The organism is Cobetia sp. 29-18-1 (assembly GCF_029846405.1).
Classification (GTDB): domain Bacteria; phylum Pseudomonadota; class Gammaproteobacteria; order Pseudomonadales; family Halomonadaceae; genus Cobetia; species Cobetia amphilecti.
Genome location: NZ_JARWKS010000003.1, coordinates 26,134 through 45,886 on the forward strand (window position 1 = coordinate 26,134; position 19,753 = coordinate 45,886).

Annotated in this window: 17 protein-coding genes; 8 read left to right on the plus strand and 9 right to left on the minus strand. The window is 60.1% G+C overall.

Annotation, left to right across the window (positions count from 1 at the left end):
- Positions 1-424: 424 nt before the first annotated feature.
- The 4 genes from QD208_RS03120 (at position 425) to QD208_RS03135 (ending at position 5,491) form a co-directional block, all read left to right on the plus strand.
- Complete coding sequence (locus QD208_RS03120) at positions 425-2,032, plus strand: BCCT family transporter (RefSeq protein ID WP_279835570.1); 1,608 nt, start codon at positions 425-427, stop codon at positions 2,030-2,032.
- Positions 2,033-2,582: 550 nt separating this feature from the next.
- Positions 2,583-4,121, plus strand: coding sequence for a catalase (locus tag QD208_RS03125; RefSeq protein WP_279835571.1), 1,539 nt, complete (start codon positions 2,583-2,585; stop codon positions 4,119-4,121).
- 174 nt (positions 4,122-4,295) lie between these two features.
- The gene (locus QD208_RS03130) at positions 4,296-4,889 is read left to right on the plus strand and encodes an ankyrin repeat domain-containing protein (protein WP_279835572.1); all 594 of its coding nucleotides are present in this window, start codon (positions 4,296-4,298) and stop codon (positions 4,887-4,889) included.
- Positions 4,890-5,050: 161 nt separating this feature from the next.
- Positions 5,051-5,491, plus strand: coding sequence for a hypothetical protein (locus tag QD208_RS03135; protein ID WP_279835573.1), 441 nt, complete (start codon positions 5,051-5,053; stop codon positions 5,489-5,491).
- Positions 5,492-5,821: 330 nt separating this feature from the next.
- Here the strand turns inward: QD208_RS03135 and QD208_RS03140 are convergent, their stop codons facing one another.
- From QD208_RS03140 to QD208_RS03150, 3 genes are all read right to left on the minus strand, one after another.
- Positions 5,822-6,517: a fibrobacter succinogenes major paralogous domain-containing protein gene (locus QD208_RS03140; RefSeq protein WP_279835574.1), complete on the minus strand. Its 696-nt coding sequence runs from the start codon at positions 6,515-6,517 to the stop codon at positions 5,822-5,824.
- Between the two features lie 49 nt (positions 6,518-6,566).
- Entirely contained in the window at positions 6,567-7,655 is a 1,089-nt protein-coding gene (locus tag QD208_RS03145; RefSeq protein ID WP_279835575.1) for an SDR family oxidoreductase, read from the minus strand.
- Positions 7,656-7,967: 312 nt separating this feature from the next.
- Complete coding sequence (locus QD208_RS03150) at positions 7,968-8,642, minus strand: HAD-IA family hydrolase (protein WP_279835576.1); 675 nt, start codon at positions 8,640-8,642, stop codon at positions 7,968-7,970.
- Between the two features lie 237 nt (positions 8,643-8,879).
- Here QD208_RS03150 and QD208_RS03155 point away from each other — a divergent pair, with 237 nt between their 5' ends.
- The gene (locus QD208_RS03155; protein ID WP_279835577.1) at positions 8,880-9,365 is read left to right on the plus strand and encodes a MarR family transcriptional regulator; all 486 of its coding nucleotides are present in this window, start codon (positions 8,880-8,882) and stop codon (positions 9,363-9,365) included.
- Entirely contained in the window at positions 9,358-10,107 is a 750-nt protein-coding gene (locus QD208_RS03160) for a siderophore-interacting protein (RefSeq protein WP_279835578.1), read from the plus strand. The genes QD208_RS03155 and QD208_RS03160 overlap by 8 nt, the downstream gene beginning before the upstream one ends.
- A gap of 126 nt (positions 10,108-10,233) precedes the next feature.
- Here QD208_RS03160 and QD208_RS03165 read toward each other — a convergent pair whose 3' ends face one another.
- A complete protein-coding gene (locus QD208_RS03165; protein ID WP_279835579.1) occupies positions 10,234-12,189 on the minus strand; it encodes a TonB-dependent receptor in 1,956 nt (651 codons plus the stop codon).
- Between the two features lie 310 nt (positions 12,190-12,499).
- Between QD208_RS03165 and QD208_RS03170 the strand changes: the two genes are divergently transcribed.
- Positions 12,500-12,934 carry a MarR family transcriptional regulator gene (locus QD208_RS03170; protein ID WP_225346809.1) on the plus strand — a complete coding sequence of 145 codons (435 nt, stop codon included), beginning with the start codon at positions 12,500-12,502 and terminating at the stop codon, positions 12,932-12,934.
- Positions 12,935-13,014: 80 nt separating this feature from the next.
- Positions 13,015-14,268: an FAD-dependent oxidoreductase gene (locus QD208_RS03175; protein WP_279835580.1), complete on the plus strand. Its 1,254-nt coding sequence runs from the start codon at positions 13,015-13,017 to the stop codon at positions 14,266-14,268.
- A gap of 150 nt (positions 14,269-14,418) precedes the next feature.
- On the opposite strand, the gene QD208_RS03180 is transcribed toward QD208_RS03175, so the two are convergent.
- The 5 genes from QD208_RS03180 to QD208_RS03200 all read right to left on the minus strand — a co-directional run bounded on the left by QD208_RS03180 (position 14,419) and on the right by QD208_RS03200 (position 19,525).
- Entirely contained in the window at positions 14,419-15,009 is a 591-nt protein-coding gene (locus tag QD208_RS03180) for a hypothetical protein (RefSeq protein WP_279835581.1), read from the minus strand.
- A 335-nt stretch (positions 15,010-15,344) separates the two neighbouring features.
- On the minus strand, positions 15,345-16,907 hold the full coding sequence (locus QD208_RS03185; protein ID WP_279835582.1) for a tripartite tricarboxylate transporter permease: 1,563 nt from the start codon (positions 16,905-16,907) through the stop codon (positions 15,345-15,347).
- 3 nt (positions 16,908-16,910) lie between these two features.
- Complete coding sequence (locus tag QD208_RS03190; RefSeq protein ID WP_279835583.1) at positions 16,911-17,465, minus strand: tripartite tricarboxylate transporter TctB family protein; 555 nt, start codon at positions 17,463-17,465, stop codon at positions 16,911-16,913.
- Positions 17,466-17,578: 113 nt separating this feature from the next.
- Positions 17,579-18,649 (minus strand): tripartite tricarboxylate transporter substrate binding protein, encoded by a 1,071-nt coding sequence (locus tag QD208_RS03195; RefSeq protein WP_279835584.1) that lies wholly within the window; start codon positions 18,647-18,649, stop codon positions 17,579-17,581.
- Positions 18,650-18,778: 129 nt separating this feature from the next.
- Positions 18,779-19,525: a ribonuclease activity regulator RraA gene (locus QD208_RS03200; protein WP_052384648.1), complete on the minus strand. Its 747-nt coding sequence runs from the start codon at positions 19,523-19,525 to the stop codon at positions 18,779-18,781.
- Between the last annotated feature and the right edge of the window lie 228 nt (positions 19,526-19,753).

The following is a 19,753-nucleotide window of genomic DNA, read 5'->3' on the forward strand; positions in this document are numbered from 1 at the left end:
ATCGGTTAGCGTGACCCTCGCGATGCAAAGGCGGAAAGACTGGCGCGTCAGGTGCTGGTTTCTGCGCGACAGTCGCCGCTCATGAGCGCTTGTGATCCACAGGTCGCCGACATTGACGTGTCGGCGGCCTGTTCGCGCCTGGCGGAAAGTTAGTCGAGGAGGGCGCGAAGAAGGCACGATGAGAGCGCGAGGAGGTGAAGTGCGTATCGCGAGGATAATGAATTATATTCATTTTTGCACGAGAAAATACTGTGTCGCGATTCATGCTCCCCGCAGTTACCGGGAAAGTATAATGCGCGTGGAATAGGAAAATGTATAATACTGCGCTCTTTTCATTACGAAAAATTATTGAATGCAGCGAATTGCCCGAGCAAGAGCGACGTCTCGCCCCTCTTGCTCGGGCTTTCTTACTAAGGTGGTAGTCGTGCAAAAAGCAGTTCCCCCCGCCAGTGATGGCGATCATCTGGACCCGCGTGTCTTCATCCCCGCCGTGTTGGTTATCCTGGCCTTCATTGGCCCGGTCATCCTGTTCCCGGATGCCAGCACCGCGCTGATCAATGCCGCTTTCTCCTTCGCCACCGGCAAGTTCGGTTGGCTGTATCTGGTGGCCGGCTTGAGCGTCGTCGGGTTCCTCATTTGGCTAGCCTTCAGCCGCTACGGCAACGTCCGCCTGGGCGGGGCAGAGGATACGCCCGATTTCTCCTACTTCAGTTGGGTGGCGATGATCTTCACCTGCGGGATGGGGATCGCGATCGTCAACTGGGCGTGGGTCGAGCCGATCTACTACTACACCTCGCCGGCCTATCACGTGGCGGCCAAGAGCCGTGAGGCCGCGGAGTGGGCCCTGGCCTTCGGTCAGTTCCACTGGGGGCTGACGCCGTGGGCCTTCTATTGCCTGCCGGGCCTGCCGATCGCCTACTCCATGTACGTCAAGAAGCGTGATGGCGTGCGTCTGTCCGTCGCCTCACGTGGCGTGCTGGGGCGTCATGCGGATGGCGCCTGGGGCGTGTTGCTGGATTCCATCGTCGTATTCGGGATCGTCGGCGGCGTCGGCACTTCGCTGGGATTGGCGGTACCGCTGGTGTCACAGTTGGTCAGCGGCATCCTCGGCATGGAAGCCAACTTCGGACTGGAAGTCGCGGTACTGTGCATTTGGACGGCGATGTTCTCGGCCAGTGTCTGGTTCGGCCTGGCCAAGGGCATCAAGATCCTCTCCGACGTGAACGTGATTCTGGCGATCTTCCTGCTGGCCTTCACCTTCATTGTCGGTGACTCCCAGTTCATGGTCGAAGGCTTCGTCAACAGCCTCGGCAAGACCCTGGGCAACTTCATCCCGATGAGCCTGTGGACCGACCCGGCGGGGGCTTCCACCTTCTGGAAGGACTGGACCGTCTTCTACTGGGCATGGTGGATTGCCTACGCGCCGATGGTGGGCCTGTTCGTGGCCCGTATCTCGCGCGGCCGTACCATTCGTGAGCTGATCATCGCGGAGCTGGTGTTCGGCTCGCTGGGGACCTGGGTGTTTTTCGCGGTGTGGGGCGGTTACGCGCTGGACCTGCAGATCAGTGGCGCGCTGGACATCAAGGCGCTCTTGGACAGTGGCGGTATCCCGCTGGCGGTGGAAGGCATTCTGCAGACCCTGCCGTATGCCAAGCTGGTCACGGTGGCCTTCATCCTGCTGTGCTTCATCTTCCTGGCGACCACGCTGGACAGCTCGGCCTACGTACTGGCCTCGGTGACCTCACGCAAGCTGTCTGGGTATCAGGAGCCCAAGCGCTCGTTCCGCTTGATCTGGGCCTTCCTGATCGCAGCCGTGGGTGTTGCGCTTATCCAGTTGGGTGGCCTGCAGACGGTGCAGACCTCGACCATCGTGGTGGCGCTGCCGATGATTCCGGTGATGCTGATTCTGGCGCTCTCCATGCTGCGCTGGCTGAAAAATGACTTCCCCAAGGAAGAGCTAAATCCGGTGCTGGTCATCGATGACATGCCGGCCTTCCAGCGCAAGCCGAAGAAGACGAATCGACAGGCGTAACCGCGGGATACGCTGACAGATACGTCGCAAGACTTCACGACAACGGCTCCTCAACATGAGGGGCCGTTGTCGTTTCTGGCCTATGGACATGCCTGACAAGGCGACGGCTGCGGAGGACAAGGCAGAATGTGGGGGAGTGGGCTCACGGTGGGGCTGCGTCCGTGCGTATTCATGGTGATTGAGGGGCCGCATCGAGTGTATCGAGCCCTTCAGATTGGATGACAGGACGCAACAATCCTGACCTGAAGGTCTGACCCTCAGGCCTCGGATTCGCGTTCTCTCGCTGAGCGATTGATGATTGAGGAGTTTGCATCTGACCTGGAAACCGCATCAGCGCGACACCTGTATGCATGAACATGAAGAAAGCCGTGGTCGTCGTGGCGGACGCCACATCGGGTTCCTCGCCGGCGGGATGAATCAACTGGTGCCTACATTGCAACACATTAGGTTTTCGCTATCCGCTGGTTAGTTATTATTTATTTTTGCTATGGGAACTTCTCGCCAATACTTCTCGCCCCGTTACTCCCTGATTTAACGAGGAATTTGCGAGATGCTGAACGTACGTTTTCCCATGAAGACCCTGACGGCCGTGATGGCGCTGGGCCTTTCTGCCAGCAGTCTGGCGCAGCAGGAAGTGATGACTCGCTCCAATGGTGCGCCGGTCGGCAACAACCAGAACTCCCTGACCGCCGGCCCGAACGGCCCGACACTCCTGCAGGACCACCACCTGCTGGAGAAGCTGGCGCACTTCGAGCGTGAGCGCATTCCGGAGCGTGTCGTCCACGCTCGTGGTACCGGTGCCTACGGTGAGTTCCGTGCCACCGCGGACCTGACCGACCTGACCGTTGCGGCACCTTTCCAGGACAAGGACCAGGTGACGCCGGTCTTCGTGCGCTTCTCCAGCGTGATCAACAGCAAGGGCTCGCCGGAGACCCTGCGCGACCCGCGTGGCTTCGCCGTCAAGTTCTACACCGAGCAGGGCAACTGGGACATCGTTGGCATCAACTTCCCGGTGTTCTTCATCCGCGATGCGATGAAGTTCCCGGACATGATCCATGCGCTGAAGCCGGACCCGCGTACCAACCTGCAGGACCCGAATCGCTACTTCGATTTCTTCAGCCATATTCCCGAAAGCACCAACATGCTGACCTACCTCTACTCGCCGCTGGGGATTCCGACCAGCCTGCGTGAGATGGATGGTTCCGGCGTGCATGCCTTCAAGTTCGTCAATGCCGAAGGCGACTGGAAGTACGTGAAGTTCACCTGGAAGTCGCGTCAGGGCAACCACGGCATGACGCCGCAAGAAGCCGCCAAGGTGCAGTCCACTGACTTCAACCATCTGACCGATGACCTCTACACCCATCTGGATGCCGGCGATGACCCGGTTTGGGATCTCTATATCCAGACTCTGGATCCCAGCAAGCTGAACAGCTTCGATTTCAATCCGCTCGATACCACCAAGTTGTGGCCGGAAGACCTGATCCCGGCGCGCAAGGTCGGTGAGCTGACGTTGAATCGTACGCCGGACAACTTCTTCCAGGAAACCGAGCAGGCGGCCATGTCGCCGGCCAACCTGGTGCCGGGTGTCGAGCCGTCCGAAGACCGCATGCTGCAGGGGCGTCTGTTCGCCTACGCCGATGCCCAGCGTTATCGCCTGGGGGCCAACTTCATGCAGCTGCCGGTGAATGCGCCCAAGAATGACGTGCACAACAACCACCAGGACGGCGCGGGTTACTCCAAGCCGCGTTCCGGCTCCATCAACTATCAGCCGAGCCGCAACGCCGACTCGCTGGTGGATGACAGCCAGTACGAGTACAAGCGCTATACCCTGAATGGCACTACCCAGCAGCAGCCGATCGGCAAGCAGCAGAACTTCGCTCAGGCCGGTGAGCTGTATCGCTCCTTCTCCCAGCAGGATCAGGACGCTCTGGTCCAGGCGCTGGGGACTGACCTGGGCAAGGTCAAGAACGAGGAGATCCGCGAGATCATGGTCAGCTACTTCTACCAGGCCGACCACGAATATGGTGAGCGTCTGGCCAAGGTGGCAGACGTCGACATGGACGACGTGGAAGAGCTGATCGAGGACTGAAGCATCTGAGGCAGCGGGCTGAAAGTAGAGCTCAGAAAGCAGAGCTCAGGAAGATAAGCGTGATGCGGTCGCGATCAACCGCTGCCCGGAAGTCCCAGGCCTGTTTCACCCGGCAGGGGAGCTTGCGCTCCTCTGCCGGCCGCACACGAGAGCAGTATCAGAGAGGAGCGCAAGATGCACCATGCGATGCGAGCCACAGACCACAGCGGGCCGCAACACGGCCTGGGCAGAAGATGGCTGGCGGTGTTGGCCAGTCTGCTGCTGATGGTCATGGCGGGTCAGGCTGTCGCGGCTGGCGACATTGATATCTTTGATGCCGCACGCGACGGCGACAATGCCGCGATCCAGGAATATGTTCAGCAGGGCGGTGACCTTTCCGTCACCAACTCGCGAAGCTATACGCCGTTCATTCTCGCGGCCTACTACGGGCATACCGACACCCTGGCGCTGCTGAAGTCCGCTGGTGCTGATGCGTGTGCTCTGGATGAGAAGGGCAGCAATGCCTTCATGGGCGTAGCGTTTCGCGGCTTTGACGAGACAGCCAAGTGGCTGCTCGCCAATACCGACTGTGATGTTAATCATCGCAATTACAGTGGCCAGACGGCACTGATGATGGCGTCCCTGTTCGGCAACGAAAACATCATCAAGCAGCTGCTGCAGGCCGGTGCGGACCCCTCGATCAAGGATACACGTGGCAATACTGCGCAGTCATTGGCAGCGGCCCAGGGCCTGTCACGTATCGTGACGCTGGTAAAATTCAATATGTGAGGCAAGGCGTGGCCAAGGCTGGCCGGTGAAGTCTGTTCGGGGAATCTATCGGCTGACAACACAAATGGCTCACAGGCCTTTAGTGCCACGAACCTGACGTATCAATTCCGCATTCCATCAATTTTACGTTCTATCAATCTTGCGTTGCATCAATCAGGCGTTTGGAAAATCGCAAGTTTGATAGATCTGACCTACCCATCAAAAAGACGAGAAGTAACATCATGAAAGCCATGAAAGCCATGAAAGCCATGAAAGCCATGAAAGCCATGAAAGTACTGTGTGTGACAGCTGCCCTGTGTGCTGCGAGCAATGCGGCGCTTGCCGACAATGGCGAAAGCGACATCCGTGTTCGTGAGGGATTGAGCGAGAGCCGTATCATGGGGCAGGCGCAGCCGGCCGAGCGCAGCACGCAAGTCTATGTGGAAAGCGGCATGAGCGTGGCGGCAGGCAGAGTGCAGCATGCCTTGAGTGAAGAAGGCAGCCGCGGACATGCTCGCAAGTGGGCCATTGAAGACAAGAATCACGCGACGGATTTCGTGAATGATGCCGGCAAGAGTGTCCCCGCCACCCGCATCGAACATACCTTGAGCGAGAGCGCCTGACAGCCGATATCACCTCCGGGATGGAGTGTGCGTGACAGCATGGTCGAGTCTTTCTGAGCGCTAGCTGCAAGCCAGCAATGATCAGCACGACACAATAACGTGAAGCCCGCCATTTGCGGAAAGACGCTTGACCATGACAATGTCATCTTGCTCCCGGAACCGGCAGGAACCCTTCAGCAAGGATTCTTGTTGAACCACGCTTTCAATCGCTGACGCCAGAATGTCTTCAATCGGCGTGATTCAGCGGATCAGAGTCCTTGCTCAAGCGCTCCTCGCGCCTATATCACTAACGACTGTGCCCCTCCCATTACCCCCAGTGTTTTGCCCTGATCAGTCCTTTAGGCATCTCACCGAGAACATGCCATTCTTGCCAAGTGTTGCTCGGCGGATCTCGCCCTTGTGCGGATTCCACCAGGAGTAGGCCAGAGTTCTGGCAAACGCTTTGGTCGGTGTTGCCTCACTGCGGGTCCAGAATTCGGCGTAGGCGCCCTGGGTGATATACCAGCCCTTCCACTTCACGCCCGCGGGTCTGGCAGAAAAGCCGGTGAAATTGATGCGCGCCTGATCGAAGGACGTCAACAGGAAGTCGGGTTGAGCCGCCTTGAGCGTGATGGCGATATCATCATCGCCACGCCAGCCCATCGAGTCGATCTCCTTTTCTGCAATTCCGATGGCGCGTTCCAGCGCTTTCCAGTCCTCATCCGAGGCGACTCTCCAGCCCGCCGGGCAGAGATTGCGAGCATCACTGGCATCGTGCCAGTCATACAGACGGCCATATGACAGCAGGTTGTCGGGGTCATCCTCGGGGATGAATGCCGTCCGGATAGGCGAGCCATCCTGAAAGCGAGTCGTTCTGAGGTTGTCTGCAAGCCAGGTCTGAGCGCCGATCTTCACGGTGTGATAGGTATTGCCTTCACTGTCCTGAATCGAGGTCTCCGGCTGGATGATCTCGTCATAAAGGCTGTTGGCAAACGACATGTTCGGAATCATCATCAGAAGACCTGTCACTACCAGTGATACATTCATGGGATTCGCCTCCCTGAAGGTGGCGGGAAGGTCGGTGGTCGGCTCAAGGTCAAATCGACCAGCTCAACTGCGTTGCCTTCTCCGAGACTTGCCATAGCCGGGTCATGACGCTCTTCTCCAGAACAAATGCCCCCAATTCACACTCGCCCACCGGGCCGCCGAAATTCATCAGCCCCGTCGGGCCATGGTAGGCCCGCTGCCTGAGGGTCTCCTCGGTGGCGCACATGACTTCCGGGTAAGCGCCTTTCTCCGCCGTCTGCGCCATGCCCGTCTTCACCATCACTGCCCAGCTGAGTCGAGTCGCCAGATTGGCGTTGTCACGTATCAGTGAGGTGTTGGACGCGCCCGGATGGCAGACAAAGACGTTTACCTGGCGGCCTGCGGCCTCAATCCTGTCCTGCAATTCATAGGCGAACATCATCTGCGCCAGCTTGCTGTGGCTATAGACCTTGTTCGGGTGATAGTTGTGCTCCCAGTTCATGTCATCGAGCTGGATGGTTTTCAGGCCCATCTTGTGGCCTTCACTGGAGACCACGACGATCCGCCCGTTGAAGGCATCGATACGCTCGAACAGCAGCCCGCACAGCAGGAAATGCCCGTAATGATTCACGCCCAACTGGCTTTCGAAACCGTCGACGGTGAGTTGCTGTCGGGAAACCTGAGCGATGGCGCCATTGCAGATGAGGGCATCGATCTGCGGGACCTTCTCCAGCACTTCTGCGGCCGCGCTGCGCACGCAGGCCAGCTCCGCCAGATCCATGCGTATGTGACTGACATTCGCCGCGGGGCCAAGCTCCTCTTGTAGCGCCGCGATGGCCGCCTCTGATCTGGTCGGGTTGCGATTCAGCATCACGACGTCGGCACCCTTGCTCAGCAATATGCGCGTTGCCTGAAAGCCCGCGCCGCTGTTGGCGCCGGTGATGAGATAGGTCTTGCCGACGAGCGAGCCGATTCTGTCCGGGGTCCAGCCCTTGGGGCCAAATGGGAGGTTGCGAGTCATGGTCAAGATCCTGATTGCAGGTGTGCGGCGGTTGCGCTTGTGATAAGTCAGGGGCGGGCACGAGAGCTGCGTCTGGCTTTGCGTACGGTCGTGTCCTGCGAGCCTTGCGTGTCTGGTGCGTGTTTGCGGTAGAGACACTATAAGTATCGAGGAGGGCGATATATAGGCGCTATAGTCGCTAAAACTTGCCTATTCGTGTCGGTTGGAGAGGGCGGCTTGCGGCATTCGCGATCGGGAGTGCTGGTGGCTGCGACAGGCAAAGCGAGTCACACCACAAGCAGCCTGTCTTGTGCGCCAGGCATGAAAAATCCCGCCTCAGGGGCGGGATTCTCGCTGCGGGATTCTCACTGCGGGATGTCATGAGACGGGGTTTCACGAGCCGGGGGGGGGGGCATGGTGCGGGAACTGAGGGAGAAGGCGCGACGACGTCTAGTACTGAGCCGCAAGCTTCTAGTACTGCGCAGCGAGCTTCTGGGAAATCTGCGCCACCAGTCTTGGCAGCTCGCGCGCATGGTGCATGCGCAGTGCGCCACGCGGCGTTTCATGGCCGTCGTCGTGATGGGCGAAGTGGATGACCTGCATACCGGCATCCAGCCCTGCCTGTACCCCGACGATGGCATCATCGATCACCACGCAATGTGATGGCGAAAAGCCCATCTGCTCGGCCGCGAGCCGATAGATGCGCGGGTCCGGCTTCCACACGCCCAGGGTATAGGCGCTGTAGATATGGCCATCGAAGAAGCGTGCCAGGCGCGTGGTATCGAGTGCCAGACGCACCTTGCGCTCAGGCCCGTTGGACACCACGCCACAGGGGTAGCCTTCAAGCTCCATCAAGGCGGCTGCCATGCCGGGCATCGCCGTCAGGTGTGCCTTCATCAACTCTTCCAGCAGGGCGCGCATCTCGCCTTCCATGCGCCGTGTTGGCTCTTCTTCCAGAACGCCATGGGCTGCCTCCAGCGTGCGCACGATGCTCATGAAGCGCATGCCGCGAAACTCGTTCATGTAGCGGTCGCTGGTAAACGGCAGACCATAGCGGGGCAGGGTGCTGGACATGGCCTCGGCGAGGAGGATTTCGCTATCAACCAGGGTGCCATCGGAATCAAACAGCAGGCAGAGTTCAGCCATCGATGCCTCTCGTGGGCGTCAGGAATGTGTGGCCTTCGACCTTAGCAGGTTCCCGCTCGCTGTCACCATGTCACGCAGCAAGAGTTGCCGAAAGCGCGCTTGGCAGTGGTGGGAAAAGTGATAGGCATATGAGATTTTCGGTATTAAGATGAGAATGCTTCTCGATTATATTTTTGTTGACAGTATCAACCATCTGCCAATATAGTTGACCTATACCAACCATATGGTGAGTGACACATGAGTCAGGCATCACTCAATGATGTGCTGCATCAGCTGATGCATGTCTATCGCAGGCAGCTTCGCTTGGGCATTCAGCGCTACCAGCTTGATCTGCCTGTCACGCACATTCGGGTGCTGAAGGGCATTGGCCGTACCTCTGAGTGCACGGCGCACAAGATCGTGCAGCATCTGGGGCAGGACAAGGCGCGCGTGACGCGGGTGCTCAATGAATTGATGAGGGCGGGATTGATCGTCAAGACGGAAAATCCGCAGGACCGTCGCAGCCTGTTTCTCGCCCCTACCGAGGCGGGCCACGACATGCTCAAAGAGATTGAAGCCCTGGAAGATGAGACCGCTCGGCGGATGGCGGGAGACCTCAGCGATGAGGAGGTCGCCACCTTCCTGAAAACGGCATCTGCCATGATCCACAATACAAGCGAGTGTGAAGCACGCGATGCTGAACAACTTGAAGGCGTTTGCCAGAGGAGTGCGCAAGATGGGTAAGCCCGCAATGCGAGAGCTTGAAGTGATTCGTTCCACCCCGGTGACGGAGCATATGCTGCGCGTCACCCTGGGCGGGGAGAATATCGGCTCCATCCCCGAGGGGCAGGAGAGCGCCTATATCAAACTGGTGTTTCCGCGCGGGGAAGGCGAGCGCCCGATGATGCGCACCTATACCATTCGTCATCAGTGTGCGACCGAGATCGATGTCGATTTCGCGCTGCACGATCACGCCGGCCCGGCATCTGCCTGGGCCGTCAGCGCCCAGCCGGGGGACCGCATCACCATCGGCGGCCCGGGGCCAAAGAAGCTGATCAACATGGAAGCCGACTGGTTCCTGCTGGCGGGTGACATGACAGCCTTGCCGGCGATCAGCGTCAATCTGGCCGAGCTGCCGGCAGACGCGCGCGGCCACGCCGTCATCGAGGTGACCAGCGAAGCCGATATCCAGATGCTTGAGCATCCGGCCGGCATCGAGCTGCACTGGGTCATCAATGCGCAGCCGGACCCGAGCGGCCAGCCGCTGCTGGACAAGATCGCCTCCTTGCCGAGCCTGGAGGGTCAGGTGTCTGTCTGGGCGGCCTGTGAATTCGGCAGCATGCGAGCGCTGCGTGCTCACCTCAAGCAGGTGCATGAGATCCCCAAGTCCCACTTCTATGTCTCCAGCTACTGGAAGATCGGCCAGTCAGAAGACGGTCACAAGCTGGCCAAGCAGCAGGACGCCGAGGCGGAAGGGGCGAACTGAAGCCTGAGCCAGTGATGCCACCCAGCTCCAGAGAGGAAAATGCCCCACAGGCCTGGCCGGTGGGGCATTTTTTCGTCAGCTGATCGCGAGCTGTTCGTGAGCTGATCGCGAAAATCAGGGGCTGGGTCAGAAGCTGTAGCTGGCACCCAGGCGGACGTCACGGCCCGGCTCCAGCATGCTGTCACCGCTGCTGAGCAGGTAGCTGCTGTGGTCACTGTAGCGCTTGTCGAATACGTTGTTGACCGCCAATGTCAGAGTCAGGTCCTGATATGAGGCGGGTGTCCACTGGGCGCGGATGTCGTGCGTCACGTAGCCCGGCTTCTCCTCGTCGCCTTCTGCCACGCGCTCCAGGCGTTCCACCGCATTCAGGGTGTAGCCCAGGGTCACGTTGTGGTTCGGCAGGCGGTACTGATGATCCCAGGTCCACTTGTCGCCGGTGGAAGCACCGATGTTCATCTCGTCGCCCAGCGGGTCGCCATCGTTGTTCTTCATCACCACCTTGGCATAGCCCAGGCGCGTGTCGTAGCCGCCGACTCCCCAGTTCAGGCTGGCTTCATAGCCACGGCTCTCGACTTCGCCATCTAGGTTGTAGAGCACCGCCGGATCACTGCCGCGATCATAGGCCTGATAGTTCTCGATATCGGTATGGAAGCCGGTCAGCGCGAAGCCGAGACGATCTCCCTCCATCAGGGCATCTCGCTGATGCCAATCCAGACCGATTTCACGTTGACGCGCCTTCTCCGGCTCAAGCCCCTGTGCGATGGAGACTTCATCGCCGATCAGAATCACTTCCCGCGCCTTGGCGCCGCGAATGGCTTCGCCGTAACCGGCATGCAGGGTGAGGTTGTCAGTCGCATCGACACTCAGAATCGCGTTGGGGGAGACCTCGCTGCCACTGACGCTGCCCGCCTCGCCGTAATCACTGTCGTAATCATCCAGACGCGCGCCAACGGACAGGGCCCACGGGCCCAGCGTCATGCGGTTCTGGGCGTAGACTCCCAGGTTACGTGAAGTGTCTTCGTTGTTGGGGCCGGAGCTGCCGGCATCATCGGAGCGACGGGTGTCCTGATCATAGAAGTCCACACCAGTGGTCAGAGCATGTGCCACATCACCCGTCTTGAGATGGAAGGTGTTGCGCACATCCGCGCCGAATTCGCTGGAGCGGCTGGTGCTGCCCGCCTCGACACGATCCAGTTCCTGAGTGGTGTGGTAGAGGGTGGTCCTGGTGTCGATCAGATCATTGCCCGGATGCCAGGCATGATTGATGGTAAAGGTCTCACGCTCCATTTCCTGATAGGTCGGCTGCTGACTGCTGAAGCTCGGCATGTGCGGACGCGTGAAATAGGTGCCGTGATCGGTGGTGCGCTCGGCGCTGATGCGCAGGCCCTGATCATTGACGTCCAGCAGTGACATCTTGAGCAGGTAGCCGCGCTGCTGGCCTGCGGTCTGTTCCTGCTCACCGCCACCGCCAACTTCATAGTCATCGCTGTTGCGGCCGCTGACATATCCCATCAGACCGAGATTCTCCCCCAGGCGACCATAGAACGCCGTGGTGCCGGAGGTGGCGTCCGCCGCACTTTCGGTGCCGACGGAGACGCGTGCGCCCAGGTCCTGACCGGGCTTGAGCAGGTCCTGCGCATCCTTGGTCTCGAAGCGGAGGCTGCCGCCAAGCGCGCCCGGGCCGTCATCGGCGGTCGCGGGGCCTTTATCGACTTCCGCCTGCTTGAGCAGTGCCGGGTCAATAGTCAATCGACCGGTATGGTGGAAGAGGTAGCCGCCCTGACGCGCGCCATCGATGGTGACGTTCAGGTTGGTGTCTTCCAGGCCGCGTACATAGACTTTCTGGCCGATGGCGATGCCACCGCCGACACTGACGCCCGGTTCGGCGCGGAACAGGTCTTCCAGGTCGCGTGCCTGACGCTGTTCGATCTCTTCAGTGCTGATCACGACATTCTGTTCGAGACGGTCTTCGCTGATGACGAGGGTGGACATGTCGTCCGCCGAGGCGTGGCCCGAGAGGCTCAGGGTCAACGCACTGGCGGAAAGGACGGCTGCGGTAAGCGGATGGAGGCGGAGGTGCACGTGAGATCCCTTGCTTTGAATAGTTATATGTTGCGACTGGCAATGCTAATCGTTCTCAATAATGAATTGCAAGATTCTTGCACAATTCTTGCCTGCAAGGTTTGCTGGCGTCGTATCGGGGAGAAAGACCGCGATTGAGTTGCTCGCGCAAGGCATTGCCACGTGCAAGCCGATAGGGTTGGTGGATAAGGGTTGCTGGATAAAGGCTGCCGAATAAGGGCTGCCGGAAATCGATGCGCTCTTTATCGTGCTCGGTTATCGTGGCGAGCCACGCCCCCCTTTTTTGATCACCGTCACGTGAGGCACCAGAGTGGATCAAGCAGAAGCACTGTACGAAGCCGTCAATCAGCTCATCCGTGTCCATCAGTTTCGCGACAGGGAAAGCATCTGCCACCACAACGTCTCCGTCGCTCAATGCTATGCACTGGAGACGCTGGTCAAGCGCGGACCGCTGAGACTGCAGGCGCTGGCGGACGAGATGTACCTCGACAAGAGCACGACAAGCCGGGTCGCCGACTCGCTGATCCGCAAGCACTATGTGCGCAAGATCGAGGACCCCAACGACCGGCGTGCCGTTGAGCTCTCGCTGACCCCGGAGGGCAGGGCGCTGTACCAGCAGATTCACGCCGAGCTGGTCGCGGAAGAGGCCTCAATGATCGAGGACCTGTCGCCGGAGGTCGTGGAGGGCGCAGTGACACTGCTCAACAAGCTGACGCTTGCCGCGCGGCAGCGCCTGGGTGACTGATTGAGCGCCTGGGAGTAGACATTGGCGTGAAGGAATACTAGATTTGTTGTCACTGACAACATATTGCTGCGAGAGATGCCATGAGTCGTGATATCCCAAGCCTGCCGGTGGCCATCATCGGCGCCGGGCCGATAGGACTGAGCGCCGCCGTCCATCTGCTGCAGGCAGGGTTGGAGCCGATTCTCTTCGAGTCGGGCGCACACGCAGGCGCCAACCTGGCCAGCTGGGGACATGTGCGCATGTTCTCGCCCTGGTCATGGAATATCGATGCTTTAGCGGCCGAGTTGCTGCAGGAACAGGGTTGGCGCGCCCCGGACGCCGCTGCCTATCCCACCGGGGCAGAGTTTCTTGACCGCTATGTCGCACCGCTCGCCGCGCACCCGTCGATCAGCTCGCGGCTGCATGTCGATAGCCGCGTCACCCATGTCAGTCGACAACAGCATGATGTGCTGCGCAGTGGCGGACGCGATGAGGCGCCCTTCGTGCTGCGCGTCGAGGGCCCTGACGGCCCGCGCGATGTGCTGGCCCGCGCGGTGATCGATGCCTCCGGCACCTACCAGACCCCCAACTGGATCGGGGCGCACGGGATTCCCGCCATCGGTGAGCAAGCGGCGGCCGAAGTCATCGCCTATGGCGTGCCGGACATTCGCGGCACACAAGCGGCTGAGTATGCCGGCAAGTCGGTACTCGTGATCGGCAGCGGCCACTCGGCGCTGAATGCGCTGCAGGACCTGATCGCGCTGGCAGACCACGAAGAGGGGATGCGAATCGTCTGGGGTGTGCGCTGCGCCAATATCGATGAGGTCATCCGCCCGGCGCCCAATGATGAGCTGGAGGAGCGCAAGGCGCTTGAACTGCGGATCAAGGCGCTGCTCGAGGAAGGCCGGATCGAGGTAGTGACCGGGCTTGCCGTCGAGGCAATCGATCATCAAGCAGGGCGTTGGGTCGTACAGAGTGGCGAACACCGGCTGCCAGCGGTGGATCGCATCATCGCGGCCACTGGCTTCCGTCCCTCTCTGGAGCTGCTGTCTGAATTGCGCGTCTCGTTGGACCCCGCGACGCAGAGCCCTATCAAGCTTGCGCCGCTGATCGACCCCAACCAGCACAGCTGTGGGTCGGTGCCGGAACACGGCGCGGCCGAACTGCTGCATGCCGAGCCAGGCTTGTTCATCCTCGGCATCAAGAGTTACGGCAGAGCGCCGACCTTCCTGATGCGCACCGGCTATCAGCAGGTCAGATCCGCGGTGGCCGCGCTGGCAGACCCCGCCTCCATTCGCCCGGCGCCTGTCTGCAATGTCTCAGCTACTCGCAACGCCTGCTCTGCCCCCGCCTGATAGTCGGGCACCGGCCTAGAAGTGTGATGTGTTGGCAGTAGTAGTGATCGGCTGCTAATACCGCGATACCTGAAATGCCCCACCTACTGCTGCGGTAGTGGATGGGGCGTTTCGTGTTTCAAGATTTGTAAGCGATTATCGTGGGGTTCGTTACAGCCCGAATAGGCGGAAAGCTTCCTGGCGAAGTTGTTCGCGGTGATAATCGTTGATCAATGGAAGGTCGTAGCAGGTCACGCCTTCAATATAGATGCCCGTCACCTTCTTGTTATGGTTGTGGGCAGAGAGCGTAATGCGTTGTGCGCAATCTGGCGCCAGTCGTGGGATAAGACTGGACTCACTCACCATGTCTTCGAATCGCCCCTGAGCAAACTTGTATTGCACTCTCTGATTACCCACGAACTGGTAGCCATCCGTGTCTGTCCATTCGAGATAACGTGCTGAGTGCCCGAGTGACCCTGCAATCACCATCATCAGAGCAGTATTGTCATCATCGGTATTCCAGGCGACAGCTTCTCTTCTGACATGTGCATTGCCCTCCGTTGATGCACTGGCGAACCCCTCACGAGAATCAGAACTGTCCTGTCCTATCAGCTTGAAGCCCTCGGGTTGATTGACCCGCTCGATAGGGTAACCCGGTGAAAGAAAAGCGTGCTGTGTCTTGTCATAACTGGGAGGTGTGGACTGCAAGGCTGCACAACCAGAGAGCAGGAAGAGGGCGGCGAGGCTGGCAAAGGACTTCATGTGACGTTCCCTGTCGTTTCCATTGACTCCGATCAACTTCAGCACTGCTGGCTCTTGAATGCTGCTATCCGAGCCTGTCATAGGCATGATGGCCAGCGTTGCGGAGCCTAACGGAAGTGGATTCTCGCATTATTGATATATCAACTACGAGTATTAGATTTTTGATTACGAATATAAAGTGCCAACATTGTGAGGTATTGGCAAGCAAGACTTTTGGCACATCTGGGTGCGGCTAATGAATACGAAAAAGCCCGATACCTTTCGGTGTCGGGCCAAATAATCATCGAGATAGGGTCTGGTAAGGACTCGAGCGGTGATTGCAATCTATGACGTTGTCACTTTCCAACCTGTCCCTTCAAGGGCTGGCTCTGCGTTTTCGGATCCGCCTGCTTCAACTGCACTGGTTTGCGAATGCCGAGGAAGTAGACGAAGACCACCGTCAGTACGACGAAGAACAGGCTGTCCGGCGTGGTGATGAAGGTCATCGGGTTGCCGTTGGAGAGCGTCAGCGCGCGACGCAGGAATTCTTCCAGGTTCGGGCCGAGGATGAAGCCGAGCAGCAGCGTGATCACCGGATAATCATGTTTGCGCATCAGGTAGGCGACGATGCCCAGCACCAGCGTCATCATCATCTGGAATACGGAGTAGGTGGCCACGAAGCTGCCGACCACGGCCAGCAGAGCGATGGCGCCATAGAGCACGTCCTTGCGGATCGTGACGATGCGCAGGAAGTAGGGGCCCATCAGGTAGAGCGTGAGAGGAATCAGGATCAGCGCGCTGAACAGCAGCGAGGCCAGCATCGGTGCGATCAGTCCGGATTGCGAGGCCATCAGCTGCGGTCCCGGCTGGATGCCGTTGATCACCAGCACCCCCAGCACGATGGCCGTTACCGGGTCGCCCGGAATCCCGAAGGTCAGCATCGGCACCAGGGCGCCACCGCACACGGCATTGTTGGCGCTCTCTGCGGCGGCGATTCCTTGGGGATTGCCCTTGCCGAAGCTCTCCGGCTTCTTCGAGGTGCGCACGCTTTCCACGTAGGCGAGAAAACCACCCATCGAGCCCCCTGCGCCAGGCAGGGTGCCGACCATATAGCCGATCAACGTCGATTTCAGATAGCAGCCGAGGCCGATCTCGCGAATGGCACTCAGCGGCGGAATGAAATCATGCCGCTTGAGCTGCTTGCTGGCCTTGAGTTGCTGGCGGATGGCGGCGTCCTTCTTGCGGTTGCCGACCTGGATCAACAGCTCGCTGATGGCGAAGGTACCGATGATGACCGGCATCAGATCGATCCCGGCGGTCAGCTCACTGATGCCGAAGGTGAAGCGGGCCAGCGGCTGCATGGCGTCCAGCCCGACGGTCGCGAGCATCAAGCCCAGGCAGGCGGTGATGCCGGCCTTGCGGATATTGCCGCGTTGGGCGACCACGATCACGATCAGCGCGAAGGCGATCAGTGCACACTTGCCCGTCGTCTTGACCAGTAGTGAGGCCTCGGCGATGAAGGGGGCCAGCACGATCAACAGCAGCGCGCCGAGGCTGCCGCCGATCATCGAGCCGAAGGAGGCATGGCCCAGCGCCAGCGCGCCTTCGCCACGCTGCTGCATGGGGTAGCCTTCCAGCGCTGTCATCATCGAGGACGGCGCGCCGGGGATATTGATGGTAGTGGCCGTGATGCTGCCGCCACACATGCCGGCCATGTAGATGCTGGCACACGCCATCAGGGCGGTGGTGACATCGAGGCTGTAGGTCAGCGGCAGCAGCAGGGCGAGTGCCAGCGTCGCGGTCAGACCCGGGATGGCCGAGAAGATGGTGCCGATCACGAAGCCGGCGACCACGTAGAACAGGATCACGGGGTCGAGCAGCAGGGCGAAGCTCGAGAATACCTGGGCAATGAATTCCATGGGTCAGCTCCCGTTGCCCAGGCCGAGCGCAGACAGATCCAGCGCAGGGAGATGGACGTTGAACAGTTGCTCGAAGAGCCCATAGCCCAGCGCGGAAATGGCGCAGGCGATCACTGCCTTGCTGATCCACTTGTCGCGCCCCGCGAACAGCAGCATCACGGCGAAGACATATAGCGCTGACGAGAGCAGGTATCCCAGATGCGAGAACGCCAGGATATAGAGCGCGGTCACCAGCATCAGGCGCAGCGCCGGCGAGAAGAGAGACGAGCTTGCGTCGCTGTCCGCGCTGGAGGTGTTAGCGCTGGCGGACTCGTTGCTGCGGGAGTCACGGTTCGTCCAGTGTTGGCTCACCAGCTGCGCCACGCAGAGCGCGAGCGCGATGCTGCCGATCAAAACGGGAAAGAAGGAGGCCGTCAGACGGCCATTGTCCAATGGCGGTGCCATCTGGAAGGCACTGATCAGATAGAGGGCGCTGATGGCGGTCATGACCAGCGTCAGCGGAGTCGCGCCGCTGAGCAGCCAGTGACGCCGGACGGGAGGAGAGGCGGAAGGAGACATGACAGAATTCCCTGGCGGCGCCCGTGACCGAGCGCCGCTTGACGATGGAAGTGAAGGAGGACGGGTAGACGTGGGATTGCAGCGGCACTCAGAGGTGCCGCCTGCCAGCGCGTCTACAGGCCGAGTTCATCCATGGCAGTGAAGGTCTTCTGTTGGTAGTCCTCGATCCAGGCGTTGACCTCATCGGCCCCCAGCCAGCTGGGCGTGACGCCGACTCCCGTGATCCACTTCTGGAATTCTGGTGTCTCGTAGGCGCTGTGGTAGGCGCTTTCCAGGGTACTGACCACATCCTCCGGGGTGCCCTTGGGCACGGCCAGCACGATGAAGCTGCCGGTCTCGAGATTGCCGCCCAGTTCGCTCATCGGCGGCACCTCCGGGTAGGCCGGATTCTGCTCGGAGGAGAACTCGACGAGGCCGTGGGCGTCGCCGGAATCCAGAATGCCGGAGAAGTCTCCCAGGCTCGAGATGGCGCCGTCGATCTCACCGGAGAGCAGAGCCTCTGCTTCGGCGGTGGAAGAGCCAGGATAGCTGATGACATTGAACTCGACGCCCGCTGCCGCTTCCAGGCGGCGCACCGCCAGATAGGGGCCCGAGCCTTTAGGAGCGACACCGATCCTCACGGTGCCGGGGTTTGCGCGTGCGGCCTCGATCAGTTGCTCATAATTCTCGTAACCGGACTGCTTGGAGACCACGATGGCATCCGCTTCCTTGGTAATGCGGGCGAAGGGGATCATCCGGTCCAGTGAATAGCCGGGCACCAGATTGCCGCGTGGCAGGGTGATGATGCTGTCATAGGTCATCACGCCGACGGTATGGCCGTCCGGACGCGCCTTGCTGAGCTGCATCAGGCCGGTAGCGGTGATGGCGCCGCCGATGTTCTCGACGTAGATCGATTTCGGCAGGTCCTGCTCGGCAAGGTTGCTGATCTTGCGACTGATGGCGTCGGCACCACCGCCGGCCGGCCATGGCACGATCAGGCGAATGTCTCGCACGGGATAGTCGGCCTGCACGCCGCTGCTGACGAAGGGCGAGGCCGCCACCATGCCGGACAGGGCCAGCGGGGCGAGCAAGGCCAGCAGTGGACGACTGCAGCGCTTGCGGTCTGCGCGGGATTGCTGACTGGCATTAGAGCTAGCGTTCACGTTGGCCTGACGGCTGTTGAGACGGCTATTCAGATGGGTCATGGCATGACTCCAGTGTTGTTATGGTTGTGGTCACTCGAGGCGCATTGAGGCAGGAGGGATGGCGGACGACAGGTCGGCGTGGTCTGTCGTCCGTGGCCGCCGTGGACAAGACGGCGGCTGGCGAGCCGGTTACTGCTTGGCGGCCATGTAGCGTTCGAATTCTGCACGCGCTTCGTCGGTTGGCGGATACAGACCGATCACCGGCGTGCCGTTGCGTACCTTTTCCAGCACGTAATCCTCGAAATCTTCCATCTGGCTAGCTTCCTCGGCGATCTCGTCGGCCAGTTCCAGCGGCACGACCATGACACCATCGGCATCGCCGACCAGCACATCGCCCGGGAAGACCGGCACGCCACCGCAACCGATCGGCACCTGCAGCTCCACTGCATGATGCTTGGTCAGGTTGGTCGGCGCGCTCGGCTTGGCGCAGAAGATCGGCAGGTTCATCTCGGCGGCCGCACCTGAATCACGAATGCCGGCATCGGAGACGAAGCCCGCGCATTGACGATACTCCAGACGCGTCAGCAGAATGCTGCCGGCGCTGGCGGCCGAGGCATCCTGGCGGCAGTCAGACACCATCACGTGACCTGCCGGGACGGTTTCCACTGCCAGGCGCTGCGGGTGCTTGGGGTCGCGGAAGGCGGCGACGGTATCGATGTCTTCCCGCGCCGGGATGTAACGCAGCGTGAAGGCCTGGCCCACCATCTGGGTGGTCCTGTTGTTCATCTGCACCACGTTCTGGATGAAGGTGTTCCGCAGACCGCGCTTGAACAGCAGGGTGTGTAGGGAGGCGGTGGAGGCGCGCATCAAACGCTCGCGGGTCACGGAGGAGAGCTCGGCGTAGCTGGGATGCTCTGTGGAGGTAATGGCAGTCATATGGCGTCCGTCGTCAGTATAGGTAAGGAGTCTCGGCTCTCGGCAACGTGCCTGGCCCAAGTGATCAGTCGACACGTGCGTCTGATGTGCTTTCGAGACTCACTATAGGGGGGAAGGGATGACTGATCAAACAAATATTGACAACTTTTGATGAGCAATAAGTCTAGTATTGTGACCCGAAAAGCGGGTCAAGGTGACCGCCAACAGGCATGTCGCGAAAGGGCAGTG